The sequence below is a fragment of the Enterobacter cloacae complex sp. IR5458 genome, from assembly GCF_049238025.1.
GTDB lineage: Bacteria > Pseudomonadota > Gammaproteobacteria > Enterobacterales > Enterobacteriaceae > Enterobacter > Enterobacter kobei.
This window is the reverse complement of record NZ_JBMKIF010000016.1, coordinates 1-26,796: the sequence shown is the minus strand read 5'-3', so window position 1 is coordinate 26,796 and position 26,796 is coordinate 1. Positions and strand designations below refer to the sequence as shown.

Genomic DNA, 26,796 nt, shown 5'->3' with positions numbered 1-26,796 from the left:
CAATAATCATCATTTATTTTATTTCAACTTAAAATGGAATATTTGTTTCATATATAGTGTTCGGTACACAGTGTTCAGGTAACAGTCACGTATCAACAGCGAGAGGTTAAGGATGGAGACGGTAGCGAATTTTATTCACGGCGAATGTGTCACCGGTTCAGGCCAGCGCGTTCAGGCGATCTTCAACCCGGCCACCGGCAAGCAGATCCGCCAGGTGGTGATGAGTACGGCACAGGAAACGGAGCAGGCAATTGCCGCCGCGCAGCAGGCGTTTCCTGCGTGGGCGCGTCATGCTCCGCTTAAGCGCGCGCGCGTGATGTTCCGCTTCAAGGCGCTGCTGGAAGAGAACATGGATCGCCTGGCCCGTCTCATCAGCGAAGAGCACGGCAAGGTCTTCTCCGACGCGGTGGGCGAACTCACCCGTGGTCTGGAAGTGGTGGAATTTGCCTGCGGTATCCCGCATCTGCAAAAAGGTGAGCACTCAGCCAACGTCGGCACCGGCGTTGACAGCCACTCGCTGATGCAGCCGCTCGGGGTCTGCGTTGGGATCACGCCGTTTAACTTCCCGGCGATGGTGCCGATGTGGATGTTCCCGATTGCGCTGGCGACCGGAAACACCTTCGTGCTGAAACCGTCAGAAAAAGATCCCTCCCTGGCGCTCGCGCTGGCGCAGCTGCTGAAAGAGGCTGGCCTGCCGGACGGCGTGTTCAACGTGGTGCAGGGTGACAAAGAGTCTGTTGACGTGCTCCTGACCGACCCGCGCGTGCAGGCGGTGAGCTTTGTCGGCTCCACGCCAATTGCCGAATACATTTACCAGACCGCGTCCGCCCACGGAAAGCGCTGTCAGGCACTGGGTGGCGCGAAAAACCACTGTATTCTCATGCCGGATGCCGACATGGAAATGGCCGCCAACGCCATTATGGGCGCAGGCTTCGGTGCGGCGGGGGAGCGCTGCATGGCGCTCTCGGTGGTGCTGGCGGTGGGGGATAAAACCGCCGATGACCTCTGCGCCCGGCTGGAAAAACAGATTGCCGCCCTGCGCGTCGGGCCGGGTCTGGACCAGACGCCGGAAAACGAAATGGGGCCGCTCATCTCCTCGGCGCACCGCAGCAAGGTGCTGGGCTATATCGACAGCGGGGAAGCGCAGGGCGCGACACTTCGCGTGGACGGTCGCAGCTTCAGCGTGCAGGGGCACGAGCAGGGCTATTTCGTCGGGCCGACGCTGTTTGATAACGTCACCCCGGAGATGACCATCTATAAAGAAGAGATTTTCGGCCCGGTGCTTTCTGTGGTGCGCGTAGCAGATTACGCCAGCGCGGTGGACCTTATTAACCGCCATGAATATGGTAATGGTTCGGCAATTTTTACCCGTGACGGCGGCTGCGCGCGTCGCTTCTGCGAAGAGGTGCAGGCGGGCATGGTCGGGGTCAATGTGCCGATCCCGGTGCCGATGGCATTCCACAGTTTCGGTGGCTGGAAGCGCTCTATCTTTGGTGCGCTCAACGTCCACGGCAACGACGGTGTGCGTTTCTACACCCGAATGAAAACCATCACCGCACGCTGGCCGGAAATGCAGCAGGAGACAGGCGCTGCGTTCTCCATGCCGACGCTGGGCTGACAGGAGGCGTTATGCAAACCGAACGTATGACTATGGCCCAGGCGCTGGTCCGATTCCTTAATCAACAATACGTCAGCGTGGATGGCGACGAAATGCCCTTCGTGGAGGGCGTGGCGACTATTTTCGGGCACGGTAACGTGCTCGGCATCGGCCAGGCGCTGGAACAAGATCCGGGCCATTTGCAGGTGATGCAGGGCTGCAACGAGCAGGGCATTACCCATATGGCGACGGGATTCGCCAAACAGCACCGCCGTCAGCGCATTTTCGCCGTCACCTCCTCCGTCGGGCCGGGCGCCGCCAATATGGTGACCGCGGCGGCAACCGCTACGGCGAACCGCATTCCGCTGCTATTGCTGCCGGGCGATATCTACGCCAGCCGCCAGCCGGACCCGGTGCTGCAGCAGATCGAGCAGTATCACGATCTCAGCATCAGCACCAACGACTGCTTCCGTCCTGTCTCTCGCTACTGGGACCGCATCAACCGTCCCGAGCAGCTGATGAGCGCCATGCTAAGCGCGATGCGAACGCTTACTGACCCCGCCAATACCGGAGCGGTGACCCTCTGCCTGCCGCAGGACGTGCAGGGGGAAGCCTGGGATTATCCCCTGAGCTTCTTCGCGCGCCGCGTGCACCACATCGAACGTCGTCCGCCTGACCCGCAGCGTCTGGCGCAGGCGCGGGCGCTGATCGCCCGCAAGCGTCGTCCGCTGGTGGTGTGCGGCGGCGGCGTACGCTATTCCGGCGCGCATGAGGCGTTTCGCGAATTTGTCGAGACGCTGCAACTGCCGTTTGCCGAAACCCAGGCCGGGAAGGGGGCGCTGGTAAGTGACCACCCACTTAACCTGGGTGGCGTTGGGGTGACGGGGGGACTGGCGGCCAACCAGCTCGCGCCCCAGGCGGATTTAGTGATTGGCATCGGCACGCGTCTTACGGACTTTACCACCGGCTCCAAGGCGCTCTTTTCCCATCCGGACGTCGAATTTCTGCTGCTGAACGTGGCGGAGTTCGACGCCCTGAAGCTGGACGCCACCGCACTGATCGCCGATGCCCAAACCGGGCTTCAGGCCTTAACCCACGCGCTCAGGGATTATCGCAGCAGCTGGGGAGACGCGATCGCCCAGGCGAAATCCGCGTGGCGCGACGAGTGCCGCCGCCTGTGGGAGCGCCAGTGGCATCCTGACGACGCGCCCGAAGTGGCGGGGCATCTGGATGGGCAGCTGACGGAATACGGCGAAACGCTCAACACTCGCCTGACCCAGACGCGGGTGCTGGGGCTGATCAACCAGCATATTGAAGATAGCGCCATCGTGGTGGGGGCGGCCGGATCGCTGCCGGGCGATTTACAGCGGCTCTGGCAGGTGAAAACGCCGGACAGCTATCACCTGGAATACGGATACTCCTGCATGGGCTACGAGATTGCGGCGGCCATCGGTGCGAAGCTCGCCAGACCCGACCAGCCGGTGTACGCCATGGTGGGGGATGGCTCGTACATGATGCTGCACTCCGAGCTGCAAACCGCGGTGCAGGAGGGGATTAAGGTCACCGTTCTGCTGTTTGATAACGCCAGCTTTGGCTGCATTAACAACCTCCAGATGGGGCACGGCATGGGGAGCTTTGGTACCGAAAACCGCCATCGCAACCCGGAAACCGGACGGCTGGACGGGCCGCTGGTGAAGGTCGATTTTGCCCAAAACGCGGAAAGCTACGGCTGCCGCGCGTGGCGGGTGAACGATGAGCAAAGCCTGCTGGCGGCGCTGGAGGCGTCACGCGCGCATCCGGGCCCGACGCTGCTGGACATCAAGGTGCTGCCGAAGACCATGACTCATGACTACGCCTCGTGGTGGCGAACCGGCGACGCGCAGGTGGCGGCGTCTTCTGCCGTGCGTGAAGCCGCTCTGCAAACGCAGGCGCAGGTGAAAAAAGCCCGCCAGTATTAAGTTTTCCCGCCGTAACGAAATTTTCATTTCATTTTCCCCTCACCATCCCCTCTCCCCAAAGGGGAGAGGGGATGGTGAGGTGCACTCTTTTCTCCCTCGCCCCTTTGGGGAGAGGGCAGGGGTGAGGGGTTAGCAGCACCTTCTCCCATGTTGTGAGATTGATAACAAAATTTATCTCATTCATCTCAAAAGTGTTAACCCGCACTCAAAAACATAATTTTCACTATTTATAAAAATGAAATAAATGTTTTATTTATAGGGTCGTTAGTTCACAGCATTCACCAACACCGGGAGCCGTTATGTTTAACATTGCTTTACTGGGCGCTGGCCGAATTGGCCAGGTACATGCAGCTAACATCGCCAGCCACGGCGCGACCACGCTCTGGTCCGTGGTTGACCCGAATCAGGAATTTGCCACCCGTCTCGCCACGCAGTATCAGGCCCGCCAGCAGAGCCTGATTGAGGCGATGACCGACCCTAACGTTCATGCCGTGCTGATTGCCTCCGCGACCGACACCCATGCCGATCTGATTGAAATGGCCGCCCGCCATGGCAAAGCCATCTTTTGCGAAAAACCGGTACACCTCGACCTTGCCCGCGTGCGCGACTGCCTGAAGGTGGTCAAAGAGTACGACGTGCCGCTGTTTATCGGCTTTAACCGCCGCTTTGACCCGCAGTTCCGCCGGGTGAAAACCGACGCCCAGGCCGGGCGCATCGGCAAGCCGGAATCGCTGCTGATTATCTCCCGCGACCCGTCTCCGCCGCCTGCAGAGTACGTGCGCGTCTCCGGCGGCATGTTCCGCGATATGACCATTCACGACTTTGATATGGCGCGCTTCATCATGGGCGAAGAGCCGGTGTCGGTCTATGCCCAGGGCAGTAACCTGGTCGATCCGGCGATTGGCGAGGCGGGGGATATCGACACCGCATTTATCGTTCTGAAATATGCCTCCGGCGCGATGGCGACCATCGTCAACAGCCGCCGCTCATCTTACGGATACGACCAGCGCCTGGAGCTGCACGGCTCCGAAGGGCTGCTGTGCGCGGGCAATATTCTGGAAAACCAGGTGCAGCACTACGGCAAACAGGGCTGCACCAGCGCGCTGCCGGAACACTTCTTCCTGCAGCGCTACAAATCCGCTTACGCCGCGGAATGGGAACACTTTGTTGCGGTCCTGCGCGGCGAAGCGGTGCCTGACTGCAGCGGTGATGATGGTGAACGTGCGCTGTACCTCGCGGATAAAGCGCTGGAGTCGCTGCGTAGCCAGCGCGAGATCGTCCTCTAAACACAACCACCCTACACAGAGAGACATAATAATGAAAAAACTGATCGTAGCCGCCCTCATCGCCATGACGTCCGGGGCTGCCCTCGCCGAAAACGAGCAAATTGTTTTCAGTACGCCAAACCTGGCCATGCCGTTTGAAGTACACATGCAGCGCACGGCGGTGAAAGCCGCAAAAGAGATGGGCGTGAAGCTTCAGGTGCTGGACGGGCAGGGCAGTTCACCGAAACAGGTGGCTGACCTGGAAAATGCCATCACCCGTGGGGCGCAGGGCTTTATCGTCTCCCCGAATGACGTAAACGCCGTCTCCAGCGCGGTAGATGAAATTCAGGATGCGAAGCTGCCGGTGGTGACCCTTGACCGCTCCGTCGACAGCCAGAAAAAAGTGCCGCACTTCGGGGCTAACAACTACAAAGGCGGCCAGGCGATTGGCGACTTCGTGAAAACCAAATTCCCCGACGGGGCGGAGATTATTCTGCTGACCGGTCAGCCGGGCTCCTCCTCCAATATTGAACGCACCAAAGGGATCCGCGACAGCCTGAAGGCGGGTGGGGATAAGTACAAGATCGTCGCCGATCAGACCGGAAACTGGATGCGTTCGGAAGGGATGCGCATCGTGGAAAGCGTTCTGCCTTCTCTGCCGAAGCGCCCGCAGGTGATCCTCTCCGCTAACGACGATATGGCGCTGGGCGCGATTGAAGCGCTGCAGAGCCAGGGCGTGAAGCCGGGCGAAATTCTGGTCACCGGTTTTGATGCGGTACCGGAAGCGCTGGCCCGCGTGCGCGACGGCTGGCTGGCGGTAACGGCGGATCAGCGTCCGGGCTTTGCGGTGCAGACGGCGATGAGCCAGCTGGTGGCCAACGTGCGCGAGAAGAAAGCCATCACCGGGGCCGACTACCCGCCGACGCTGATCACCAAAGAGAATCTGCAGCAGGCAGAACGTATCGGTGAGGCCGGTAACTGACGTATCCGCAGCCGCCGCGCGAGCGGCGGCGCACTCTAAAGGAGGAGCAGACCGATGTCGCAACCCTTACTGAAAGTGACCGACCTGGCCAAAAGTTTTTCCGGCGTCTGGGCGCTGAGCAGCGCTCAGCTGACCGTCTGCGCGGGGGAGATCCATGCCCTGCTGGGGGAAAACGGAGCGGGAAAATCCACGCTGCTGAAGGCGCTCGCGGGCGCGCAGCCGCAAACCCGGGGGGATATCTGGTTTAACGGCGAAATGCTGCCGGTGGATGATTCCCCCGTTGAGCGGCAAAACAAGGGCATTATCACCATCTATCAGGAATTTAACCTGCTGCCCAATATGACCGTCACGGAAAACATGTTTCTCGGGCGCGAACCGCGCAAACGTAACCTGATCGTCGACGAAAAAGCGGTTAACCAGGAGGCGCAGGTCATTCTCGATTACCTGCAGCTGAACGTTGCGCCAACCACGCCGGTGGCCCGCCTGAGCGTCGCCCAGCAGCAGATGGTGGAGATTGCCCGGGCGCTGACCCTCAACGCCAGGCTGATTATCATGGATGAACCTTCTGCCGCGCTGAGTGACAGCGAGGTGGAAAGCCTGCACCGCGTGGTGCGTGAGCTGAAAAACCGCGGGGTGAGCATTATTTACGTTACCCACCGTCTGCATGAAGTTTTCCAGCTCTGCGACCGCTTCACCGTTTTCCAGGACGGCCGTTTCACCGGTGCCGGTGCGGTGGCGGAAACCAACGTTGAGCAGCTGATCCGCCTGATGGTCGGGCGCGACGTGGCCTTTAATCGTCGCCCGGCCAGCGAAACGCATCATGAAGACAAACCCGTCCGCCTGGCGGTGAAGGGGCTGAGCCGCGAGAAGCCGCCGCTCGATCCCCACGGCATTGCCCTGCACGACATCAGCTTCCACGTCCACGCCGGGGAAGTGTTAGGGATTGCTGGCCTGGTGGGCGCGGGGCGTACCGAAGTGGCGCGCTGTCTGTTCGGTGCAGATGCCTTTACCTCCGGCAGCTTTGAGCTGGACGGCGTGCCGTACCAGCCGCGCGACCCGCTCTACGCCCTCGATCAGGGCGTGGCGCTGGTACCGGAAGACCGTAAAAAAGAGGGGGCGGTGCTGGGGCTGTCGATTCGCGACAACCTGTCGCTCTCCTGCCTCTCCTCGCTGCTGCAGTGGCGCTGGTTCGTGAATACCCGCAAAGAGGACGACCTGATTGAGTCCTACCGCCAGGCGCTGCAGATCAAAATGGTCAACAGCGCGCAGGAGGTGCGCAAGCTCTCCGGCGGTAACCAGCAAAAGGTGATCCTCGCGCGCTGCATGGCGCTCAATCCCCGGGTGCTGATTGTCGATGAGCCGACGCGCGGTATCGACGTGGGCACCAAATCGGAAGTGCACCAGGTGCTGTTTGAGATGGCGAAAAAGGGCGTGGCGGTGATCGTGATCTCCTCCGATCTGCCTGAAGTGATGGCGGTATCTGACCGGATCATCACCCTCAGTGAAGGGCGGGTGACCGGCGAGATCCACGGTGACGACGCTAACGAAGAACGGCTGATGACGATGATGGCCATCAACCACAACGCCCTGAACGCGGCATAACGGAGTTTCTCATGACGCAGATGATTTCTAAAACGCAGGCCCCGGTCAAACGCGCCGGACGCATCGATCCCATCGCCTTCTTCGAGCGATTCGGGGTGCTGATTTTCATGATCCTGCTGCTGATCTTCTTCCAGTCGCAGAACAGCAACTTTTTCTCTGAACGCAATATTTTCAACATTTTAACCGAAGTCTCCATCTACGGGATCATGGCCGTGGGGATGACTTTCGTCATCCTGACCGCCGGGATCGACCTCTCCGTCGGCTCTATTCTGGCGGTGTGCGCCATGACTGCGGCGTACGTGATCAAGGGCGACAACTTCACCACCGTCGACCCGAACGCCTGGGGTGGCATGAGCTGGCTGATTGGGCTGGGGATTTGTCTGGCGATGGGCACGGCAATTGGCTTCCTGCATGGTCTGGGCGTCACGCGCCTGCGCCTGCCGCCGTTTATTGTCACCCTCGGCGGGATGACCATCTGGCGTGGCCTGACGCTGGTGATTAACGACGGCGCGCCGATTGCCGGTTTCGACCCGGGTTACCGCTGGTGGGGGCGCGGGGAGTTGCTCGGCATCTCCATTCCCATCTGGATATTCGCCCTCGTCGCCCTCGGGGGGTATCTGGCGCTGCATAAAACCCGCTGGGGCCGTTTCGTCTACGCCATTGGCGGAAACCCGGAGGCGGCACGCCTGGCGGGGGTGAACGTCAAGCGCGTGCTGGTCAGCGTCTACGTGCTGATTGGCTGTCTGGCGGGGCTGGCGGGCTTCATTCTGAGCGCGCGTCTGGGAAGCGCCGAGGCGGTAGCCGGGATCTCCTTTGAGCTGCGCGTCATCGCCTCGGTGGTGATCGGCGGTACCTCGCTGATGGGCGGTTACGGGCGTATTGGCGGCACCATTATCGGCTCCATCATCATGGGCATTCTGATTAACGGCCTGGTGCTGATGAACGTCTCAGCCTACTACCAGCAAATTATCACCGGATTAATTATCGTTCTGGCGGTGGCGTTTGACACCTACGCCAAGAGCCGTCGCGGCGCACTGTGAGGATCATGATGAAAGAGGTTCGTATTGGATTGATTGGCACCGGGTATATCGGCAAGGCGCACGCCATCGCCTATGCCCAGGCCCCGACGGTGTTCAACCTGCGCGGCAGGCTGGTGCGCGAGATGGTGGCGGAAGTTACGCCGGAACTGGCGGCAGCGCGGGCGCAGGCGTTTGGCTTCAACCGCTCCACCGGGGACTGGCGGGCGCTGGTGGCCGACCCGGCCATTGACGTGGTGGATATTTGCTCTCCCAACCATCTGCATAAAGAGATGGCGCTGGAGGCGATCCGTCACGGCAAACACGTCTACTCCGAAAAGCCGCTGGCGCTCAACGCCCATGACGCACGTGAAATGGTCGACGCCGCAAAGCGGGCAGGGGTGAAAACGCTGGTGGGGTTCAACTACATGAAAAACCCGACCGCGCAGCTGGCGAAGGAGATTATCGCGCGCGGCGAGATTGGCGAGGTGATCCACTTCTACGGCACTCACAACGAAGATTATATGGCCGACCGGCTCTCGCCCATTCACTGGCACTGCTTCAAAGAGACCGCAGGCCTGGGGGCGCTGGGCGACCTCGCGGCGCATATCGTCAATATGGCCCAGTACCTGGTGGGAGATATCGAGCAGGTCTGCGGCGACCTGAAGATCGTGGTCCCGGCACGTCCGGCGAAGGCGGGTTCGGCAGAGATGATTGCCGTCGAAAACGAGGATCAGGCCCACGCGATGGTGCGTTTTGCGGGCGGGGCGCAGGGCGTCATTGAAACCTCCCGCGTCGCCTGCGGCCGCAAGATGGGGCTGTCGTATGTCATCACCGGGACGAAAGGTGCCATCAGTTTCACTCAGGAGCGCATGGCCGAGCTGAAGCTCTATCTGCATGACGACCCGGCGAACCGTCAGGGATTCCGCACGCTGCTCGTCGGCCCGGCTCACCCGGACTACGGTGCGTTCTGCATGGGGGCAGGCCATGGGATTGGCTTTAACGATCAAAAAACGGTGGAGGTGCGTGACCTGGTGGACGGGATTGCCGCCGACGCGCCGATGTGGCCGGACTTCGAAGAGGGCTGGAAGGTGTCTCGCGTGCTGGACGCGATAGCACTCTCACACCTGGAAGGTCGCTGGCTGAACGTGAACGACATTGTCTGAAGAGGGTTCAACGTGGAAAAGCAGTTTGATGTGATATGCATGGGCCGCGTGGCGGTAGACCTCTACAGTCAGCAAATTGGCGCCCGTCTGGAAGATGTGTCGAGCTTCGCCAAATATCTTGGCGGGTCGTCCGGCAACGTGGCGTACGGCACCGCGCGACAGGGGTTACGCTCGTCGATGCTGGCGCGCGTCGGCGATGAACATATGGGCCGCTTCCTGCGGGAAGAGTTAAACCAGGTGGGCTGCGATACCAGCCATCTGATTACCGACAAAGAACGCCTCACGGCGCTGGTGCTGCTCGGCATTAAAGACCGGGACACTTTTCCTCTGATTTTTTATCGCGATAACTGCGCGGATATGGCGATTACCGCCAGCGATGTGGACGAAAGTTACATTGCCTCCGCACGGTGTCTTGCCATCACCGGGACTCACCTTTCTCATCCCCAGACCCGCGAGGCGGTGCTGACGGCGCTGGGCTATGCCCGCCGCCACGGCGTGCGCACGGTGCTGGATATCGACTACCGTCCGGTGCTGTGGGGGCTGACCTCCTTAGGTGACGGGGAAACGCGCTTTATCGCCGCCGATAAGGTCACCCGCGAGCTGCAGGAGGTGCTGCACCTCTTCGACGTGATTGTCGGCACCGAGGAGGAGTTCCACATTGCGGGCGGCAGCACCGATACCCTGCAGGCGCTGGCGCAGGTGCGTGGCGTGAGTCAGGCTACGCTGGTCTGCAAACGCGGCGCGCTGGGCTGTTCGGTCTATACCGATGCCATTCCGCCTCGTCTGGACGATGGCCTGACGGTGACCGGCGTGCGCGTCGAGGTGCTGAATGTCCTCGGCGCAGGGGACGCGTTTATGTCCGGCCTGCTGCGCGGTTATCTGAACGACGAAGGCTGGGAGCAGGCGTGCCGCTATGCCAATGCCTGCGGTGCGCTGGTGGTCTCCCGCCACGGCTGCGCTCCGGCGATGCCGAGCAAAACAGAGCTGGATGATTATCTTTCTCGCGCCGCACGTGTTCCGCGCCCGGATCTTGACCCGCGTCTTAACCATCTCCACCGGGTGACGACCCGCCGCCGCGAATGGCCGGAGCTGTGCGTGATGGCTTTCGACCATCGCAGCCAGCTGGAAGAGATGGCGCTGCAGTGCGGTGCGTCGATCGGGCGCATTCCGGCACTGAAGCAGCTGATCCTCCAGGCCAGCCGCGAGGCGGCAAACCGCGCCGGGCTGGAGGGTAAAGCCGGTCTGCTGTGCGACGGCACCTTTGGTCAGGATGCGCTAAACGCTATCACCGGGGAAGGGTGGTGGATTGGTCGTCCCATCGAGCTGCCGGGCTCCCGGCCGCTGGAGATGGAGCACGGTAACATCGGCACCCAGCTCATCAGCTGGCCGCAGGAGCACGTGGTGAAATGTCTGGTCTTTTTCCATCCGGAAGATGCCCACGACCTGCGCCTTGAGCAGGAGCAGAAAATCGCCGAGGTGTACCACGCCTGCTGCCAGTCCGGGCATGAACTGCTGCTGGAGGTGATATTGCCCGCCAGCATGCCGCGCAGCGACGCGCTCTACCTGCGCGCCATCTCCCGTTTCTACAACCTGGGGATTTACCCTGACTGGTGGAAACTGCCGCCGCTCTCAGCCAGCGGCTGGACGGCACTGAACGAGATTATCGAACGTCGGGACCCGCACTGCCGCGGGGTGGTGATCCTCGGTCTGGATGCCCCGGCAGAGCAGCTGCGTGCCGACTTCAAAGCCGCCGCAGGGCAGACGCTGGTTAAAGGCTTCGCCGTGGGGCGCACGCTGTTTGGCGACGCCTCCCGCGCGTGGCTGAAACACGATATTGACGATGCGCAGCTGGTGGCGCGCATCCGGGACAACTACCTGCAGCTTATCGCCTGGTGGCGCGAGCGCGGACACGCATAATGGAGACGACAATGAGTGTACAACTGGGCATTAACCCGCTGACGTGGACGAACGACGATCTGCCTTCCCTCGGCGCGGAGACGTCGCTGGAGACCTGCCTGAGCGAAGGCAAAGAGGCCGGTTTTGCCGGTTTCGAACTGGGCAATAAATTCCCGCGCGAGGCGCGCCTGCTCGGCCCGATTTTACAGCGCCACGACCTGAAGCTGGTCTCCGGCTGGTACTCTGGCCGCCTGCTGGAGCGCAGCGTGGAGGAGGAGATCGCCGCCGTGCAGCCCCACCTGACGCTGTTGCGCGAGCTGGGGGCGAAGGTGCTGGTCTTTGCGGAAGTGAGCGGCTGTATTCACGGCGAGCAGCAGACCCCGGTGCATCTGCGCCCGCGCTTCCCGCAGGAACGCTGGAAGGAGTACGGGGAGAAGCTCAGCGAATTTGCCCGCTATACGCAGCAGCAGGGGGTGCAGATTGCCTACCATCACCATATGGGCACGGTGATTGAGTCCGCCGACGACGTGGACAACCTGATGACCCACACCGGTGAGGAAGTGGGGTTACTGCTGGATACCGGCCATCTGACCTTTGCCGGAGCTGACCCGCTGGCGGTGGCGCAGCGCTGGGCGTCGCGCATCAACCACGTTCACTGCAAAGACGTGCGTGCCGACGTGCTGGCGGACGTTAAAAACCGCAAAACCAGCTTCCTCGATGCGGTGTTAAGCGGCGTATTTACCGTACCGGGTGACGGATGCGTCGATTACCCGCCGATCATGCGGCTGCTGAAAGCGCAGGATTATCACGGCTGGCTGGTGGTCGAGGCGGAGCAGGATCCGGCGATTGCCCATCCGCTGACCTATGCCCGTCTGGGGTATAACAACCTGAGCCGCCTGGCGCACGACGCCGGGCTTATCTGAGGAGGTGACATGTCACGTCTGTTATCACGCTGGCAACAGCCGAATGCTGAGGGGCGCACCCAGTCCGTTACGCCGGAAAGTGCGGGTTGGGGATATGTCGGTTTTGAGGCATATGAATTGCAGGAGGGGCAGGTGCTGACGCTGCCCGCCATCAACGAAGAGCGCTGCCTGGTGCTGGTCGCCGGACGCGCCTCCATCAGCACGCCCTCCGCGCAGTTTAACGATATTGGCGAGCGGATGAGCCCGTTTGAGCGCATTAAGCCGTGGGCGGTGTACGTCACCCCGCAGGAGACGGTGCAGATAAAGGCGCTGACGACGCTGGAGCTGGCCGTCTGCGCTGCGCCGGGCAAAGGCACATACCCGACGCGGCTGATTGTGCCGCAGGACATCGACGGCGAGGCGCGCGGCAAGGGGCACAACCAGCGCTATGTGCATAACATTCTGCCGGAAGGTAAATCTGCCGACAGCCTGCTGGTAGTGGAGGTCTGGACCAACGAAGGGTGTACCAGTTCCTATCCGAGCCACAAGCACGACACGGATAACCCGCCGCAGGAGACGTACCTGGAGGAGACCTACTACCATCGTCTTAATCCGCAGCAGGGGTTCTGCATGCAGCGCGTCTACACCGACGACAGAACGCTGGACGAGTGCATGGCGGTCTACGACCGTGATGTGGTCATGGTGCCGAAGGGATATCACCCGGTGGCGACGATGGCCGGGTACGATAGCTATTACCTCAACGTGATGGCCGGCCCGGTACGCAAATGGATGTTTACCTGGGAAGAAGACCACGCGTGGATTAATCAGGATTATCCCGCTACAGGCAAGCACTGAAGCGGGTTTTTTGCCGGGTGGCGCTGCGCTTACCCGGCCTGTGAAACGCTTACCTTGCTTCTAACGCCTGCTCAATCGTTCGGGCGATGGCCTCTGGCTGGCTCACCATCGACACGTGACTCGCCGCGACCCCGGTGGTTTTCGCGTGGATCGTCTTCGCCATCGCGCGCTCAAGCGCGGGGTTAATCATCCGGTCATTCTCACTCACCACATACCAGCTCGGCTTATTGTGCCACGCGGCGTGAGTGACCTTTTCGCCAAATGCATCGGCTTTAATTGGCCCCTGCGTGGCGGCGATGGTCAGTTGTTCAGCCGGTTTCACATCCGGTGCGAAATCCTTCCTGACGGCTTCGGTCGGCAGGTATAAGTCGCCGTCAGCCGTTTTAGCGATGCCTGCACTTCCGGGCGGGGCCGGGAAGGTATTCGCCAGCTCTGCCGTCGACTGGCCGGAATCCGGCGCGAACGCCGCCACGTAAACCAGCGATTTAACCCGTGCATCGTTGCCCGCTTCGCTAATCACGGTGCCACCCCAGGAGTGACCGACCAGCACGACGTCCCCCTTAGCACGGGCGATGGCGCGCTGGGTGGCCGCAACGTCATCTTTTAGCGACGTAAGCGGGAGCTGAACAGCGATAACCTCGGTATGGTGTTTTTGCAGCCGGGTAATCACCTTATTCCAGCTGCTGCCGTCGGCAAACGCGCCATGTACCAGCACGACGCTGGTTTTATTTTCCGCAAAAGCGCTGGCCGAAAGCGCCAGCAGGCCTGCTGTCAGTACAGACAGTGCTTTCATCTTCAGACTCCTTAAAAATGGTGGATCGCCGCGTGGGGCGGCACGGTGAATTCGATGGTTTTGTGATCGAGGGGCTTATGCGTCGGATCGGCCAGAATAATCGTCACCTTGTGCTTACCGGCGGGCAGACCCACCAGAATCACCGGCTCTCCGCTGGCGTCAGCCCAGTGCCACGGCGCGTCATCTACCACGACGTGGATGTGGCCGATGCGAGGTGTGACTTTCAGCGCGTCGGGCCCAAATACAGGTTCAATGCGCAGGTTTTCGGCCCGGTACTGAATAAACACCGCGCCTTTGCTTAGCGGCCCGGCAAGCGGTGGATCGACTATCAGCTTTGCGGGCGGCTGCGGCTGTGCCAACGGCGCAACGGCGGCTGGGCCATTAACATCGGCGGCGCTGAGGTTGCCCAGCGGTGTGGCCTGGACATGCGCTACAGATGCCAGGGCGAGTACGGGTAAAAGTACATATCGACGAATCATCGGTCTCTCTCCTCCGGTTATGAATGACGACAGGGAAAGAAAACCATTTTTATGTATCGGTGATATTTGCCTGAGGCGGTGTTTTGTACCCGTTTGTCTGCGTGGTGCGCTGGATACAGTGCGTTACAGTTTGCCTGCCGGGACGGCGCACAATCGCTATCGCCAGCCCGGCAATCACCAGCGTTAGCCCCGTTGATACCCACATTGTTCCGGCGATCCCCAGCGTTTTGTTTAACCATGCACAGGCAAACGGTGAAGCCGCTGCTGTGAGCTGGCCAGGAATAAGCAGCATACCGGTGCGGCGGGCATAGCTCTCCACGCTAAACAGCTCCAGCGGCAGGTTCGCTTTGACTATCGTCATTAGCCCGTTGATGGCACCGAAACCCAGCACAAACCCGGCGGCACACCAGACAAACCGGGTGCTGCTTAGCCCAATCAGAAAGCAGAGCGGCATGGCAAGGGCGGTGAAAAGGGTCAGTTTGAACGGCGTTAAGCGGGCACCCGCCAGCACCTCCAGCGAGCGAGCCCCCGTCTGGCCTATCCCCCACAGGATGCCGATCGTGACCGGCAGGCTGAAGCTGGCGATAAACTCTGGCAGATGGGTAGACGTACCGCTGGAGACAAAGGTGAAAAGGGCGATGAAGGCTGCATAAAGCCAGCCGTTTCGTCGTTCGTTGCGCAGAGGTGGCGCGGTGACCTTTGTCGTCACCGTTAGCCGCTGCCGGGGAAGCGAGCGGATCAGCGCCGCGCTCAGCAGGCCAAAGAGGGCATAAACCCTTAGCGCCTCTTGCCAGCTCATAAGGTGGAGCAGGCCATCACCCAGCGGCCAGAAGACGGCGGATGCCAGCCCGCCCGCCAGCGTGACGCGTGAGATTGTTCTTCGCGCCTGCTGACCGTAGAGGTTCACCAGCGCGGCGAACAGCGCATCGTACAGCGACAGGCGCATCCCGATGCCGGTGATCAGCCAGACGCAATACCAACCAAATAACGTCTGGGTATATGCCATACCCGCGCAGCCTGCGGCGATCAGCAACGTGCCACTCATCACCACCCTCTGGCCGCCAAAGCGTGCCAGCAGGTGGGCGACGAAAGGGGAAGCCGCCGCCATCACCAGCATTGCCAGCGTCAGGCCGAGGTAAATCTGTGGTGATGACCACCCCCGATCGGCTGATATCGCCAGCGCGAAGGTACCGGGCATATAAAACGAGATCCCCCAGTTGATGAGTTGATGACATCCGGCAGTGAGGGCGAGTCGACGAGGTAGGGCAGGAGTTTCCATTGTTTCATTCCGTTATGCAGTTGTCCCCAGCATAGCGAGCGAGGTATTGTGCAAACAGGTCTGCAACCTTATGCGCGGTATAAGAGAAACTTTGAATGACGACGCTTAATCTGGGCTATCTCGCGACGTTCCGGCTGGTGATCCAGCGCGGCAGTTTTTCCGCTGCGGCGGATCTGATGGGCATTTCCCAGCCCGCTGTCAGCATGCAGGTACGTCAGCTGGAGCAGTTTTTGCAAACGCGCCTGGTGGAACGTACCGGGCGAGGCATTAAGGCGACGGCCGCCGGAGAGGCCCTGCTGGCCCACGGGGAACGCATTCAGCAGGTGGTGGATGAAACCCTCCAGTCCGTGGGTGCGTTCAGACACGATGTTAGCGGGACCATTACGCTTGGCACGGGGGCGACGGCCTGTATCCATCTTTTGCCGCCGTTACTGGAGCAACTGCGCCGCGACTATCCGCTCCTGCGGGTGGGCGTAACCACGGGCAACACGCTCGACATCGTCCGGGCTATCGAAGAGAACCGTCTCGATATGGGGCTGGTGACGCTGCCGGTCAGCGGCAAAGCGCTGGACGTCATGCCGGTGATGGACGAGGAGTTTGTCTTTATTGCTTCGCAGGCGCAGCAGGACGCTTTCAGGCACTTAACCCCGGAGGTGCTCCATGCTCAGTCGCTGATCGCCTTTGAGTCAGGCAGCAGTACCCGGACGCTCATTGATGGCTGGTTTGCTGCCAGCGGATTAACGATCGCACCGGTGATGCAGCTTGGCAGCATTGAGGCGATTAAGCGTATGGTTCGCGTGGGGCTGGGCTACAGTATCGTTCCAGGAATGGCGGTAGCGCATGAGGCTGACCGTGAAGGGCTGTGCGTGATGTCGCTGACGCCCATGCTGCAGCGACAGCTGGCTATCGTAATGCGGCAGGATAAGATCCTTAGCAAAGGGATAGCAGGAATTATTCGGCTGGTGCAAAACCATCCGGCGGGCTAACGGTCAGCGGCGTCGACGTTCAGGCTGGACTGCTGCGACTGGATCTTGTCCTGATGGTGATACCAGGCGCCAATGGAAGAGTAAACGAAGCGGCCAAAGAAAAACAGAAAGCTGATGAGCAGTATAATGCGGGTCATTCGGGTGTTAAAACGGTGTCGTTTGCGCATACGCGTGGCCTGACTCACTCTCTTTTTCCTGGGCATGCCCTTTTGGGCGATGGGGATATTAAGGCACAGCGGAAAGACAGGGTCAATTCCGCAATGTGTAAATAACCGTCAGTGTTTACATTAATTATTGTTATTGAAATTGATTGTTGCATTTACCATATTGATAATATGAGGAAAATTATTTCAAAAAAAACGCATGTAAGGCTTATTTGCATAAAATAGTTTGATTTAAGTCAACGGATTCCCGGCTCTGGTATTTAAAATCCTTCCTCCACACTGTTCGCCCTGCACATCACCGGGGCGGCGTCAGGTCAGGTTGGATGCCTGTCTTTATTTTCCCTCTGGAGTAAAAGGGGTTTAACCGGGCATCTATGAACATTTTCGCTTTTCTTAAAAACAATAAAAACCGCTGGTGGGCATTGCCGCTTATTTTGCCGGTGGGGTTACTGCCCGTGCTGAGCGTGGCGAATACGTTCACGCAGCTGGGCGACGGCATTGCGGCGCTTTATTATTTACCGCTCTCTTTTTTGCTTTCGCTGATGATGTTTTTTGGTCTGGAAGCTCTGCCCGGCATTGTACTGGCGCTGTTTATTCGCTATTACCCGTCGGTCGGGCTGTTCGAAACCGTCGCCGGTGTGTTCCATTTTATCGTCCCGTTAGTGCTCAGCTGGGGCGGCTATCGGGTTTTTGCGCCCAGACGAAATATGACGGCCTATGGCGATGTGCGGCTGATGGCGCAGCGTATGTTCTGGCAGGCCTTCTGCCCTGCGACGCTGTTTCTGGTGCTGTTCCAGTTTGCGGTGTATCTCGGCATATATGAGAGTCGTCAGAGCCTGGCGGGGCTGAACCCTTTTAATATTCGCACGCTGATTAACTATCAGGCCCTGCTGGTCAGCGGGCTGACGGGCGTGCCGCTATGTTATCTGCTGATCCGCCTGATTCGTCATCCGCGTTATCTCAACAGTCTCATCTCGCAGATCCGTAGCCAGATAGACGCAAAAGTGACGCCCGCTGAGTTTCTGATTTGGGCTGTTGCGCTCGGCGGGCTGATTTCGCTGCTGCTGCTCCCGATGAATGAAAACAGTTCCATTTTCACCACCAACTATACCCTGTCGTTGCTGATGCCGGTGATGCTCTGGGGGGCGATGCGCTTTGGCTATAAGCTGATTTCGCTTATCTGGACGCCGATACTGCTGGTGTCTATCCACTATTTTTACCGCTATATCCCAATGAACCAGGGATACGACATTCAGCTGGCGATCACCTCTTCCAGTTACCTGGTCTTTTCGTTCGTGGTGATTTACATGTCGATGCTGGCGACCCGGCAGCGCGCGGTGAACAAGCGTGCCCGCAGGCTGGCGTTACTCGACCCGGTTATGCATATGCCTAACCTGCGGGCGCTGTCGCGCGATCTGGCGAAAAACCCGTGGTCGGCGCTCTGTTTAGTGCGTATTCCTGAGCTGGAGATTCTGGGGCGTAACTATGGCGTGTTGCTGCGCATTCAGTACAAACAGCGGCTGGCGCAATGGATTAATGCCAGGCTCCAGTCCAACGAAAAGGTTTATCACCTCACGGGCTGTGACCTGGCGATTCGCCTTAACGCGGAATCGCACCAGCAGCGGATTGAAACTCTGGACGAACATATCAAACAGTTCCGCTTTATCTGGGATGGCATACCGTTGCAGCCGCAGGTGGGCGTGAGCTACTGCTATGTACGTTCGCCCGTCAACCACCTCTATCTGGTGCTGGGCGAGCTGGGGGTAGTGGCTGACCTGTCGCTCTCCTCTAACCACCCGGAAAACCTTCAGCAACGTGGTGCCGTCCACCTGCAGCGTAGCCTGAAGGATAAAGTCGCGGTGATGAGTCGCCTGCAGCGTGCGCTGGATAACAACGAATTCACGCTGCTGGTTCAGCCCGTGCGCGGCCTGCGGGGGGACAGCTATCACGAAGTGCTGCTGCGCATGACCGATGCAAACGGGCTGTTAATCTCGCCTGAACAATTCCTGCCCGTTGCCCAGGAGTTTGGACTCTCTTCGCGGGTGGATTTGTGGGTACTGGACCACACGCTGCGCTTCCTTGCAGCGCACCGCGAGAAACTGCCCGGCCAGCGCTTTGCCATTAATCTGGCCCCTTCAACGGTGTGTCGGGTGCAGTTCCCGCTCGAGGTGAGTCGTCTGCTGACCCACTATGCCATCGAGCCGTGGCAGCTGATCTTTGAAGTGACGGAGTGCAGCACCTTCTGCAACGCGGAACAGGCGCTACATATCCTCAGGCAGTTGCAGAAAATGGGGGTACGCATTGCGATTGATGATTTCGGTACCGGTTATGCGAGCTATGCGCGGCTGAAAAGCGTGGATGCCGACATGCTCAAGATTGACGGCAGCTTCATCCGTAATATCGTCAACAACAGTCTGGACTATCAGATTGTGGCGTCTATCTGCCATCTGGCACGCATGAAGAAGATGCTGGTGGTGGCGGAGTATGTCGAGACCGAAGAGATACGTAGCGCGGTTCACGCGCTAGGCATCGATTATGTGCAGGGGTATCTGATTGGCAAGCCGGTTGCGCTTGAGTCACTGGCGGAAACTGAGGCGTCCACCGCGGACGCCTGAGTCATCATGCGGCGACGTCGGCGCTCTCTTCCTTGATTTTGAGCATCCAGCCGGTGACCGCTTCCCAGTACTGCTGCTCTTTTTCCAGATCCAGCAGGACCAGCGCGTTCTGGCTGAACCAGTCGTGCGGGAAGCTCAGCGTCCAGTGGTGATCGTCGGTTGTCAGCTTCAGCGTCGGCGGCGTCGTGGTGGCCTGACGCTGGTTATTGAGCAGCACGCCCAGACGCAGCAGTTGGATGAGCGGCAGGAACTGCTTCTTCTTGAACAGCGTGAAGCGCGGCAGATCGTCGAGCTTGATGACCTTGCGGTGATAACGCACCAGCGTCGCCATCATGGTTTGCTGCTCCTGGTTAAAGCCAGGCAGATCGCTGTTTTGCAGAATATAGGCCGAATGGCGGTGCATTCCGCTGTGATTAATGTTCAGCCCCACCTCGTGCAGCATCGCGGCCCATTTCAGCAGGGCGGCAAGCTGCGGGTGCGCGAGCTTAGGATTCTGTTCTTCCCACTGTTCGTACATCTGGACCGTTGTTTCCAGCACGCGCTTCGCCTGCTCGCGGTCGATGTTGTACTGGTTGGCCAGGCTTTGCGCGGTGCGGCTGCGAATGTCCTGATGGCGGAAGCGGCCTTCCATCTCATACAGCACGCCTTCACGCAGCGCACCGTCGGAGAGACGCAGCTCCTTAATGGCAAGCGCATCAAACACGCCGCAGAGGATAGCCAGACCCGGTACAAATACCGCCTTACGTTCGTCAGAAAGACCCGGCAGGCTTAGGGCGTCAAAACTTTTATGCTTCAGCACTTCTTCGGTCAGCAGGGTCAGGCGTTCAGGCGTGATAAACCCGTCTTTTTCACCCATCGCCAGCAGGACTTCATGCGCCGCCTTGATGGTACCCGACGCGCCCAGCGCCACGTTCCAGCCCTGAATACGGTACTGCCAGGCCAGATTTTCCAGCTTCTGGACCGCGGCCATACGCGCCCGCTGGAAGTTTTCACGGGTGATGGCGCCGCCCGGGAAATACATCTGTGCGAAGCTGACGCAGCCCATACGGCGGCTTTCCACCAGACGCGGCTCAAAGTCTTCGCCGATCACCAGTTCCGTAGAACCCCCGCCAATGTCGATAACCAGCTTGCGCCCTTTTTCCGGCTGGGTGTGCTCAACACCCATGAAAATCAGACGCGCTTCCTCGTTACCGGAGATGATCTCAATCGGGTAGGGGATCACTTTTTCGGCCCGCTTGAGGAACTCCGGGGCGTTCAGCGCCTGGCGCAGCGTGTGGGTCCCCACAATGCAAACGCTGGAAGGCGAGAAGCCCTGCAGGCGCTCAGCAAACAGGGACAGGCAGTTTAAGCCGCGCTCCATCGCCTCTTCGCTCAGCATGCTGCGTTCATCAAGACCATCCGCCAGGTGTACGCGCTGCTTCAGACGACCGATGATCTGCAGCGCGCCATCCACCTCACGGGCGATGACCATGTGGAAACTGTTAGAGCCAAGATCGACCGCGGCGAATTCCTGCGGGCGTGGGGTCTTATCATTTATCGGCATAGGTTAATCGGGTTGCTCGAGTGATTTGATATAGTCGTAAATCGCCAGTTGCGACCGCACTTTACGACGATTGCCGCGCGGTACATAGCGGTTACTGAGTTCTTTGTCGATATAGCGCGCTTTCACCGTATCGCTGAACAGGATCTCGATAATGTCGAGGATACGCTGTTTCAGACGCGGATCCAGCAGCGGGGTCGCGACTTCAATTCGATAGTCAATATTGCGCGTCATCCAGTCTGCCGAAGAGAGATAGACCTGTTTATCACCCGCATTATCGAAAATATAGACCCGATCGTGTTCCAGGTAGCGATCAACAATGCTGATAACGCGAATATTGTCGCTGATGCCTTCCAGTTCCGGGATCAGCGAGCACATGCCGCGGATCAGCAGGTTAACCGGCACGCCGGAGCTGGACGCCGCATACAGACGGTCCACCAGACCTTTATCGACCAGGTTGTTAAGCTTCAGCGTGATGCCAGATGACAAACCTTTCTGGGCATTGGCGATCTCTTTATCGATCATATCGTACAGCAGGCGGCGCGAGTTCTGCGGCGAGACCAGCAGATAGTCAAAGCTCACCGGGCGGTACGGATTCTCGATAAAGTTAAACACACGGCGCACTTCGTTAGTGATGCGGGCGTCGGCGGTGAGCAGCGAGTAGTCGGTGTAAATCCGCGCCGTTTTCTCGTTGAAGTTCCCGGTTCCGATGTGGGCATAACGCACCACGTCTTCGCCCTCTTTACGGGAGATCAGGAACAGCTTGGCGTGAATTTTCAGCCCAGGCGCGGAGAAGATGACGTGCACACCCGCTTCCGTCAGGCGGCGCGCCCAGTGAATGTTGGCTTCTTCATCGAAACGTGCCTGCAGCTCTACTACCACGGTCACTTTTTTGCCGTTGTGCGCCGCATGGATCATCGCGTCGATGATGCGGGAATCTTTTGCCACGCGGTAGATGTTGATTTTGATCGCCAGCACGCTCGGGTCGAAAGAGGCCTGACGCAGCAGTTCAAGCACGTGTTCAAACGTGTGGTACGGATAGTAGAGCAGGACGTCACGTTCGCGAATGGCGTCAAACCCGTTGCGGAATTTATCAAACCAGAGATGGCGCAGGCGCGGCAGCGGCTTGTTCACCAGGTTGGCTTTGCCAACGTTCGGGAAGCCAATAAAGTCTTTAAAGTTGTGGTAACGGCCACCGGGTACGATGGAGTCATAGCGCGAAATGGTCAGTTTCTCGCGCAGCATCTCCACCATGGCGTCCGGCATATCGCGCTGGTAAACAAAGCGGACCGGCTCGGCCGTCAGGCGCTGTTTCAGGCTGGAGGACATCAGCTCCATCAGGCTGGCTTCCATCTCGTGGACCAGGTCGTATTCGGCGTCACGGGTCATCTTCATCGAGTAGGCGTTTAGCGCATCGTAGTCGAAGAAGCCTTTGAAGATGTCGTCCAGACAGTAACGCAGGATGTTATCCAGCAGGATCATCGGCTTGCGTCTGCGCGGGGTTTCCGGCGGCAGGTTCACAAAGCGCGGCACCTTGTCAGACGGGATCTCCAGCAGCGCGTAGCTGATGGACTCACCGCGAATAATTTCCACGGCCAGATAGGTGTAGTCATCCTTCAGGAACTGCACCAGGTCGGTTTCGCGGTTAATCAGAATCGGGGTAATGTGCTGGCGGAGATAATGTTTGAAGTAGTGGCGCAGCCAGTTTTGTTGGTTAACGGAAAGCTGACGTTCGTTAATCAGGAAGATTTGATTGCGTGCCATCTCCAGCAGCAGTTCGTTATACAGGCCGTCAAACTCCTGATCGGCTTTCAACACGCGGGACTGGATTTTACCCAGCAGATGACGCGAGTGAGAATTTAAGCCCTGTTCTTCGCTGATGATGATCCGTCTTTTCAGCTCGGCAAAGCGAACCTTGTAGAACTCATCCAGGTTGTTGGAATAAATGCCCAAAAAACGCATGCGTTCGATCAGCGGGTTACTTTTGTCGGCCGCTTCCTGGAGTACACGTTCGTTAAATGCTAACCAGCTTAGCTCTTTCTCGATATATAACTTTTCCTGACCCATTACAGCTCACACTCCAGTTCAATCACAGGACGTGGTAAATCCGTCTCGTCCTTATTATGGCGAGCATTTCCACGATATGTCCAACAGTGCCAGAAAAGTATGACAGTTATTTTTTTTGTTGGGGATTTTAGAGAGTTGGGGGAGGCAATATCGGGTAATGCAAGAAGTCGGGTAAGCGTAGCGCCACCCGACATAACAAACTACTCTTCGGCCGCATAACCCTGAGGCGGAAGCTTAACGCCGTCCAGCCAGGCTGCACCGTCGCGCATTTCAAGACGCCCGTCAACAAACCAGCTGACCACCAGCGGGTAGATGGCGTGTTCCTGGGTTTGCACGCGCTCGGTCACGTCGTCTTCGTTGTCGCCATCAAAGACCGGGACTTTCGCCTGCAGGATCACCGGGCCACCGTCCAGTTCGTCGGTGACGAAATGCACAGAGGTACCGTGCTCCTCATCGCCATTTTCCAGCACCTGACGGTGTGTGTGCAGGCCGGGATATTTTGGCAGCAGGGAAGGGTGGATATTCAGAAGTCGCCCGGCGAAGTGTTCGACAAACGCCGGGCTCAGAATACGCATATAGCCCGCCAGTACGACCACGTCCGGTGCATAGGCATCAATCTCGTTAACCAGTTCGCGGTCGAAGGCTTCACGCCCGGCGAACTGGCTGGCTTCCAGCGCGTGCGCGGGAATGCTCTCTTGCCGCGCGCGCTCAAGGCCGAACGCGTCGGCCTTGTTGCTGAATACTGCCCGAATGGTGCCGTTAATTTTCTTCTGTTTGCAGGCGTCTATGATGGCCTGCAAATTACTTCCGTTGCCAGAAATGAGCACCACGATGTTTTTCATTCAATGACCACACGCTCTTCGGAATCGGAGGCTTTAATCGTACCGATTTTCCACGCGTTTTCACCTTTCTCGGTCAACAGCTTAACCGCTTTATCGGCTTCGCTTGCTGGCAGGGCGATAACCATGCCCACGCCGCAGTTAAAGGTGCGGTACATTTCGTGAGAACTCACGTTGCCTGCGGTCTGCAGCCAGTTAAAGACTGCCGGCCACTGCCATGAGGATTCGTCGATCACCGCCTGGGTGTTATCCGGCAGGACGCGCGGAATGTTTTCCCAGAAGCCGCCGCCGGTCAGGTGGGCAATGGCGTGAACGTCAACGTTCTCGATAAGCTCCAGTACGTTTTTCACGTAGATGCGGGTCGGGGCCAGCAGATGGTCAGCCAGCGGTTTACCTTCAAGCTCAGTGGTTTGTGGGTCGCAGCCGCTGACTTCGAGAATTTTACGCACCAGAGAGTAGCCGTTGGAGTGTGGGCCGCTGGAAGCCAGCGCAATCAGCACATCACCATCAGCCACTTTGCTGCCGTCGATAATTTCTGATTTTTCTACTACACCGACGCAGAAGCCTGCGACGTCATAATCTTCGCCGTGATACATGCCAGGCATTTCCGCGGTCTCACCGCCCACCAGCGCGCAGCCGGACTGCAGACAGCCTTCGGCGATACCGTTAATGACGCTGGCTGCGGTATCCACATCCAGTTTGCCGGTCGCGTAGTAATCGAGGAAGAACAGGGGTTCTGCACCCTGAACTACCAGGTCATTCACGCACATCGCAACCAGATCGATACCGATCGTGTCGTGACGTTTTAAATCCATCGCCAGGCGCAGTTTGGTGCCTACGCCGTCAGTTCCCGAGACCAGAACAGGTTCACGATATTTTTGCGGCAGCGCGCACAGTGCGCCGAATCCACCCAGACCACCCATCACTTCCGGGCGGCGGGTTTTTTTCACCACACCTTTGATTCGGTCAACCAGCGCATTACCTGCGTCAATATCAACACCGGCATCTTTGTAGCTGAGAGAAGTTTTGTTGGTCACGGCTCAAGTCCCCACGCGATTGCATAGCTAGTAAGAAAAATCGGCGCAATTCTAACAGTCCAGGCAAACGTTTGCGAGCCTATTCTCGGTGCAGGGATCTTTTTTTCTCTCTGGCCATTGCGGGGCAACAAACTTGACTCTGTTCACGAAAATGAAACCGGTTTCGGCGATCTGCTTGCAACGGATAACCCCTTTGCACATCATCGAACTGAAACCGGTTTCTGTAATTGTTTTTGCAGAAAATAACGCAGAATGAGGGAAAGCGAATGTCAGGATTTAAAGCAGATTTTCTGTGGGGTGGTGCCGTTGCGGCGCATCAGCTGGAAGGCGGCTGGAAAGAGGGCGGCAAGGGCGTAAGCGTTGCCGACGTCATGACGGCGGGTGCGCATGGCGTGCCGCGTGAAATCACCAACGGCGTGCTGGAAGGGAAGAATTACCCTAACCATGAAGCCATTGATTTCTACCATCGTTATAAAGAAGACATCAGACTCTTTGCCGAGATGGGGTTCAAATGTTTCCGTACCTCCATCGCCTGGACGCGTATCTTCCCGAAAGGCGACGAGCGGGAGCCTAATGAGGCTGGCCTGAAATTCTATGACGATCTGTTCGACGAATGTCTGAAGTACGGCATCGAACCGGTTATTACGCTTTCTCACTTCGAGATGCCTTTCCACCTGGTGACGGAATACGGCGGCTGGCGCAACCGTAAGCTGATCGACTTTTTCGTTCGTTTTGCAAAAGTGGTCTTCCAGCGCTATCAGCATAAAGTGAAGTACTGGATGACCTTCAATGAGATCAACAACCAGGCTAACTTCCACGAAGATTTTGCGCCGTTCACCAACTCCGGGTTGAAGTATGAGCCGGGTGAAGACCGTGAGCCGGTCATGTTCCAGGCCGCGCACTACGAGCTGGTGGCCAGCGCCCTGGCGGTGAAGGCGGGACGCGAAATTAATCCGTCGCTGCAGATCGGCTGTATGATTGCTATGTGTCCTATCTATCCGCTGACCTGCGCGCCGGACGATATGATGATGGCGATGAATGCGATGCACCGTCGCTACTGGTTTACCGACGTGCACGTCCGCGGTAAGTACCCGCAGCATCTGCTCAACTACTTTGAACGTCGCGGGTTCGCGCTGGATATTACCGATGAGGATAAAGCAGCGCTGCGCCAGGGTTGCGTTGATTATATTGGCTTCAGCTATTACATGTCCTTTGCCACCAAGGCGACGGCGGACAACCCGCAGCTTGATTACGACGAGAGCAAGAGCCTGGTCTCTAACCCGTATGTGCAGAAATCCGACTGGGGCTGGCAGATTGACCCGGTTGGGCTGCGCTACTCCCTGAACTGGTTCTGGGATCACTACCAGCTGCCGCTGTTCATTGTTGAAAACGGCTTTGGCGCGATTGACGTGCAGGAGAGTGACGGCACGGTAAACGATCGGTACCGTATTGATTACCTTTCTGCGCACATCCGCGAGATGAAAAAAGCGGTGGTGGAAGATGGTGTAGACCTGATGGGCTACACCCCGTGGGGCTGTATCGACCTTGTGTCTGCCGGCACCGGTGAAATGAAAAAACGCTACGGCTTTATCTTTGTAGATAAAGACAATGAAGGGAACGGCACGCTGAACCGCAGCAAGAAAAAGTCCTTCGACTGGTATAAGCAGGTGATTGCGAGCAACGGCGAGCAGCTATAATTGCCCGGTGGCGCTGCTGTATGACCGGATACATAGGTGACAGATCAGACCGGGAACATAG

Annotated in this window: 21 protein-coding genes; 13 read left to right on the top strand and 8 right to left on the bottom strand. The window is 58.6% G+C overall.

Annotation, left to right across the window (positions count from 1 at the left end):
- Positions 1-112: 112 nt before the first annotated feature.
- The 10 genes from ACOTYN_RS14245 (at position 113) to iolB (ending at position 13,239) form a co-directional block, all read left to right on the top strand.
- On the top strand, positions 113-1,618 hold the full coding sequence (locus ACOTYN_RS14245; RefSeq protein ID WP_047344890.1) for a CoA-acylating methylmalonate-semialdehyde dehydrogenase: 1,506 nt from the start codon (positions 113-115) through the stop codon (positions 1,616-1,618).
- 11 nt (positions 1,619-1,629) lie between these two features.
- Positions 1,630-3,555, top strand: a complete 1,926-nt coding sequence (iolD, locus tag ACOTYN_RS14240) for a 3D-(3,5/4)-trihydroxycyclohexane-1,2-dione acylhydrolase (decyclizing) (protein WP_332958139.1) — start codon at positions 1,630-1,632, stop codon at positions 3,553-3,555.
- A 299-nt stretch (positions 3,556-3,854) separates the two neighbouring features.
- Positions 3,855-4,841 (top strand): inositol 2-dehydrogenase, encoded by a 987-nt coding sequence (iolG, locus tag ACOTYN_RS14235; protein ID WP_023337605.1) that lies wholly within the window; start codon positions 3,855-3,857, stop codon positions 4,839-4,841.
- A gap of 31 nt (positions 4,842-4,872) precedes the next feature.
- Positions 4,873-5,802: a sugar ABC transporter substrate-binding protein gene (locus ACOTYN_RS14230; protein ID WP_008502118.1), complete on the top strand. Its 930-nt coding sequence runs from the start codon at positions 4,873-4,875 to the stop codon at positions 5,800-5,802.
- Positions 5,803-5,856: 54 nt separating this feature from the next.
- Positions 5,857-7,404, top strand: a complete 1,548-nt coding sequence (locus ACOTYN_RS14225) for a sugar ABC transporter ATP-binding protein (RefSeq protein ID WP_332958143.1) — start codon at positions 5,857-5,859, stop codon at positions 7,402-7,404.
- A gap of 11 nt (positions 7,405-7,415) precedes the next feature.
- Positions 7,416-8,444 carry an ABC transporter permease gene (locus ACOTYN_RS14220; protein ID WP_014884792.1) on the top strand — a complete coding sequence of 343 codons (1,029 nt, stop codon included), beginning with the start codon at positions 7,416-7,418 and terminating at the stop codon, positions 8,442-8,444.
- An 8-nt stretch (positions 8,445-8,452) separates the two neighbouring features.
- Positions 8,453-9,586: a Gfo/Idh/MocA family protein gene (locus tag ACOTYN_RS14215; RefSeq protein ID WP_023338643.1), complete on the top strand. Its 1,134-nt coding sequence runs from the start codon at positions 8,453-8,455 to the stop codon at positions 9,584-9,586.
- Positions 9,587-9,598: 12 nt separating this feature from the next.
- Positions 9,599-11,503, top strand: coding sequence for a bifunctional 5-dehydro-2-deoxygluconokinase/5-dehydro-2-deoxyphosphogluconate aldolase (locus ACOTYN_RS14210; RefSeq protein ID WP_332958147.1), 1,905 nt, complete (start codon positions 9,599-9,601; stop codon positions 11,501-11,503).
- Positions 11,504-11,514: 11 nt separating this feature from the next.
- Positions 11,515-12,405: a myo-inosose-2 dehydratase gene (iolE, locus tag ACOTYN_RS14205; protein WP_023338642.1), complete on the top strand. Its 891-nt coding sequence runs from the start codon at positions 11,515-11,517 to the stop codon at positions 12,403-12,405.
- Positions 12,406-12,414: 9 nt separating this feature from the next.
- On the top strand, positions 12,415-13,239 hold the full coding sequence (iolB, locus tag ACOTYN_RS14200; RefSeq protein ID WP_047026859.1) for a 5-deoxy-glucuronate isomerase: 825 nt from the start codon (positions 12,415-12,417) through the stop codon (positions 13,237-13,239).
- A 49-nt stretch (positions 13,240-13,288) separates the two neighbouring features.
- Here iolB and ACOTYN_RS14195 read toward each other — a convergent pair whose 3' ends face one another.
- From ACOTYN_RS14195 to ACOTYN_RS14185, 3 genes are read right to left on the bottom strand one after another with little or no spacing between them, the layout of a single operon-like run.
- Positions 13,289-14,032 carry an alpha/beta fold hydrolase gene (locus tag ACOTYN_RS14195; protein ID WP_023337598.1) on the bottom strand — a complete coding sequence of 248 codons (744 nt, stop codon included), beginning with the start codon at positions 14,030-14,032 and terminating at the stop codon, positions 13,289-13,291.
- Between the two features lie 11 nt (positions 14,033-14,043).
- Positions 14,044-14,511: a DUF6130 family protein gene (locus tag ACOTYN_RS14190; protein ID WP_014884786.1), complete on the bottom strand. Its 468-nt coding sequence runs from the start codon at positions 14,509-14,511 to the stop codon at positions 14,044-14,046.
- A gap of 49 nt (positions 14,512-14,560) precedes the next feature.
- Positions 14,561-15,790, bottom strand: coding sequence for an MFS transporter (locus ACOTYN_RS14185; protein ID WP_332958152.1), 1,230 nt, complete (start codon positions 15,788-15,790; stop codon positions 14,561-14,563).
- A 95-nt stretch (positions 15,791-15,885) separates the two neighbouring features.
- Between ACOTYN_RS14185 and ACOTYN_RS14180 the strand changes: the two genes are divergently transcribed.
- Positions 15,886-16,776, top strand: coding sequence for a LysR family transcriptional regulator (locus ACOTYN_RS14180; protein ID WP_014884784.1), 891 nt, complete (start codon positions 15,886-15,888; stop codon positions 16,774-16,776).
- On the opposite strand, the gene ACOTYN_RS14175 is transcribed toward ACOTYN_RS14180, so the two are convergent.
- The gene (locus ACOTYN_RS14175) at positions 16,773-16,961 is read right to left on the bottom strand and encodes a YfgG family protein (RefSeq protein WP_028014036.1); all 189 of its coding nucleotides are present in this window, start codon (positions 16,959-16,961) and stop codon (positions 16,773-16,775) included. The genes ACOTYN_RS14180 and ACOTYN_RS14175 overlap by 4 nt on opposite strands.
- A 353-nt stretch (positions 16,962-17,314) precedes the next feature.
- On the opposite strand from ACOTYN_RS14175, the gene ACOTYN_RS14170 reads away from it, so the two are divergent.
- Positions 17,315-19,555 carry an EAL domain-containing protein gene (locus tag ACOTYN_RS14170; RefSeq protein ID WP_332958155.1) on the top strand — a complete coding sequence of 747 codons (2,241 nt, stop codon included), beginning with the start codon at positions 17,315-17,317 and terminating at the stop codon, positions 19,553-19,555.
- Positions 19,556-19,559: 4 nt separating this feature from the next.
- Here the strand turns inward: ACOTYN_RS14170 and ppx are convergent, their stop codons facing one another.
- The 4 genes from ppx to purM form a co-directional block, all read right to left on the bottom strand.
- Positions 19,560-21,098 carry an exopolyphosphatase gene (gene ppx, locus ACOTYN_RS14165; RefSeq protein WP_332958157.1) on the bottom strand — a complete coding sequence of 513 codons (1,539 nt, stop codon included), beginning with the start codon at positions 21,096-21,098 and terminating at the stop codon, positions 19,560-19,562.
- A 3-nt stretch (positions 21,099-21,101) separates the two neighbouring features.
- Positions 21,102-23,162: a polyphosphate kinase 1 gene (ppk1, locus tag ACOTYN_RS14160; RefSeq protein ID WP_014884780.1), complete on the bottom strand. Its 2,061-nt coding sequence runs from the start codon at positions 23,160-23,162 to the stop codon at positions 21,102-21,104.
- 200 nt (positions 23,163-23,362) lie between these two features.
- The gene (gene purN, locus ACOTYN_RS14155; protein WP_014884779.1) at positions 23,363-24,004 is read right to left on the bottom strand and encodes a phosphoribosylglycinamide formyltransferase; all 642 of its coding nucleotides are present in this window, start codon (positions 24,002-24,004) and stop codon (positions 23,363-23,365) included.
- On the bottom strand, positions 24,001-25,038 hold the full coding sequence (purM, locus tag ACOTYN_RS14150; protein WP_023331057.1) for a phosphoribosylformylglycinamidine cyclo-ligase: 1,038 nt from the start codon (positions 25,036-25,038) through the stop codon (positions 24,001-24,003). The genes purN and purM overlap by 4 nt, the downstream gene beginning before the upstream one ends.
- 266 nt (positions 25,039-25,304) lie before the next feature.
- On the opposite strand from purM, the gene ACOTYN_RS14145 reads away from it, so the two are divergent.
- Positions 25,305-26,735: a 6-phospho-beta-glucosidase gene (locus ACOTYN_RS14145; RefSeq protein WP_045135494.1), complete on the top strand. Its 1,431-nt coding sequence runs from the start codon at positions 25,305-25,307 to the stop codon at positions 26,733-26,735.
- Positions 26,736-26,796 lie beyond the last annotated feature (61 nt).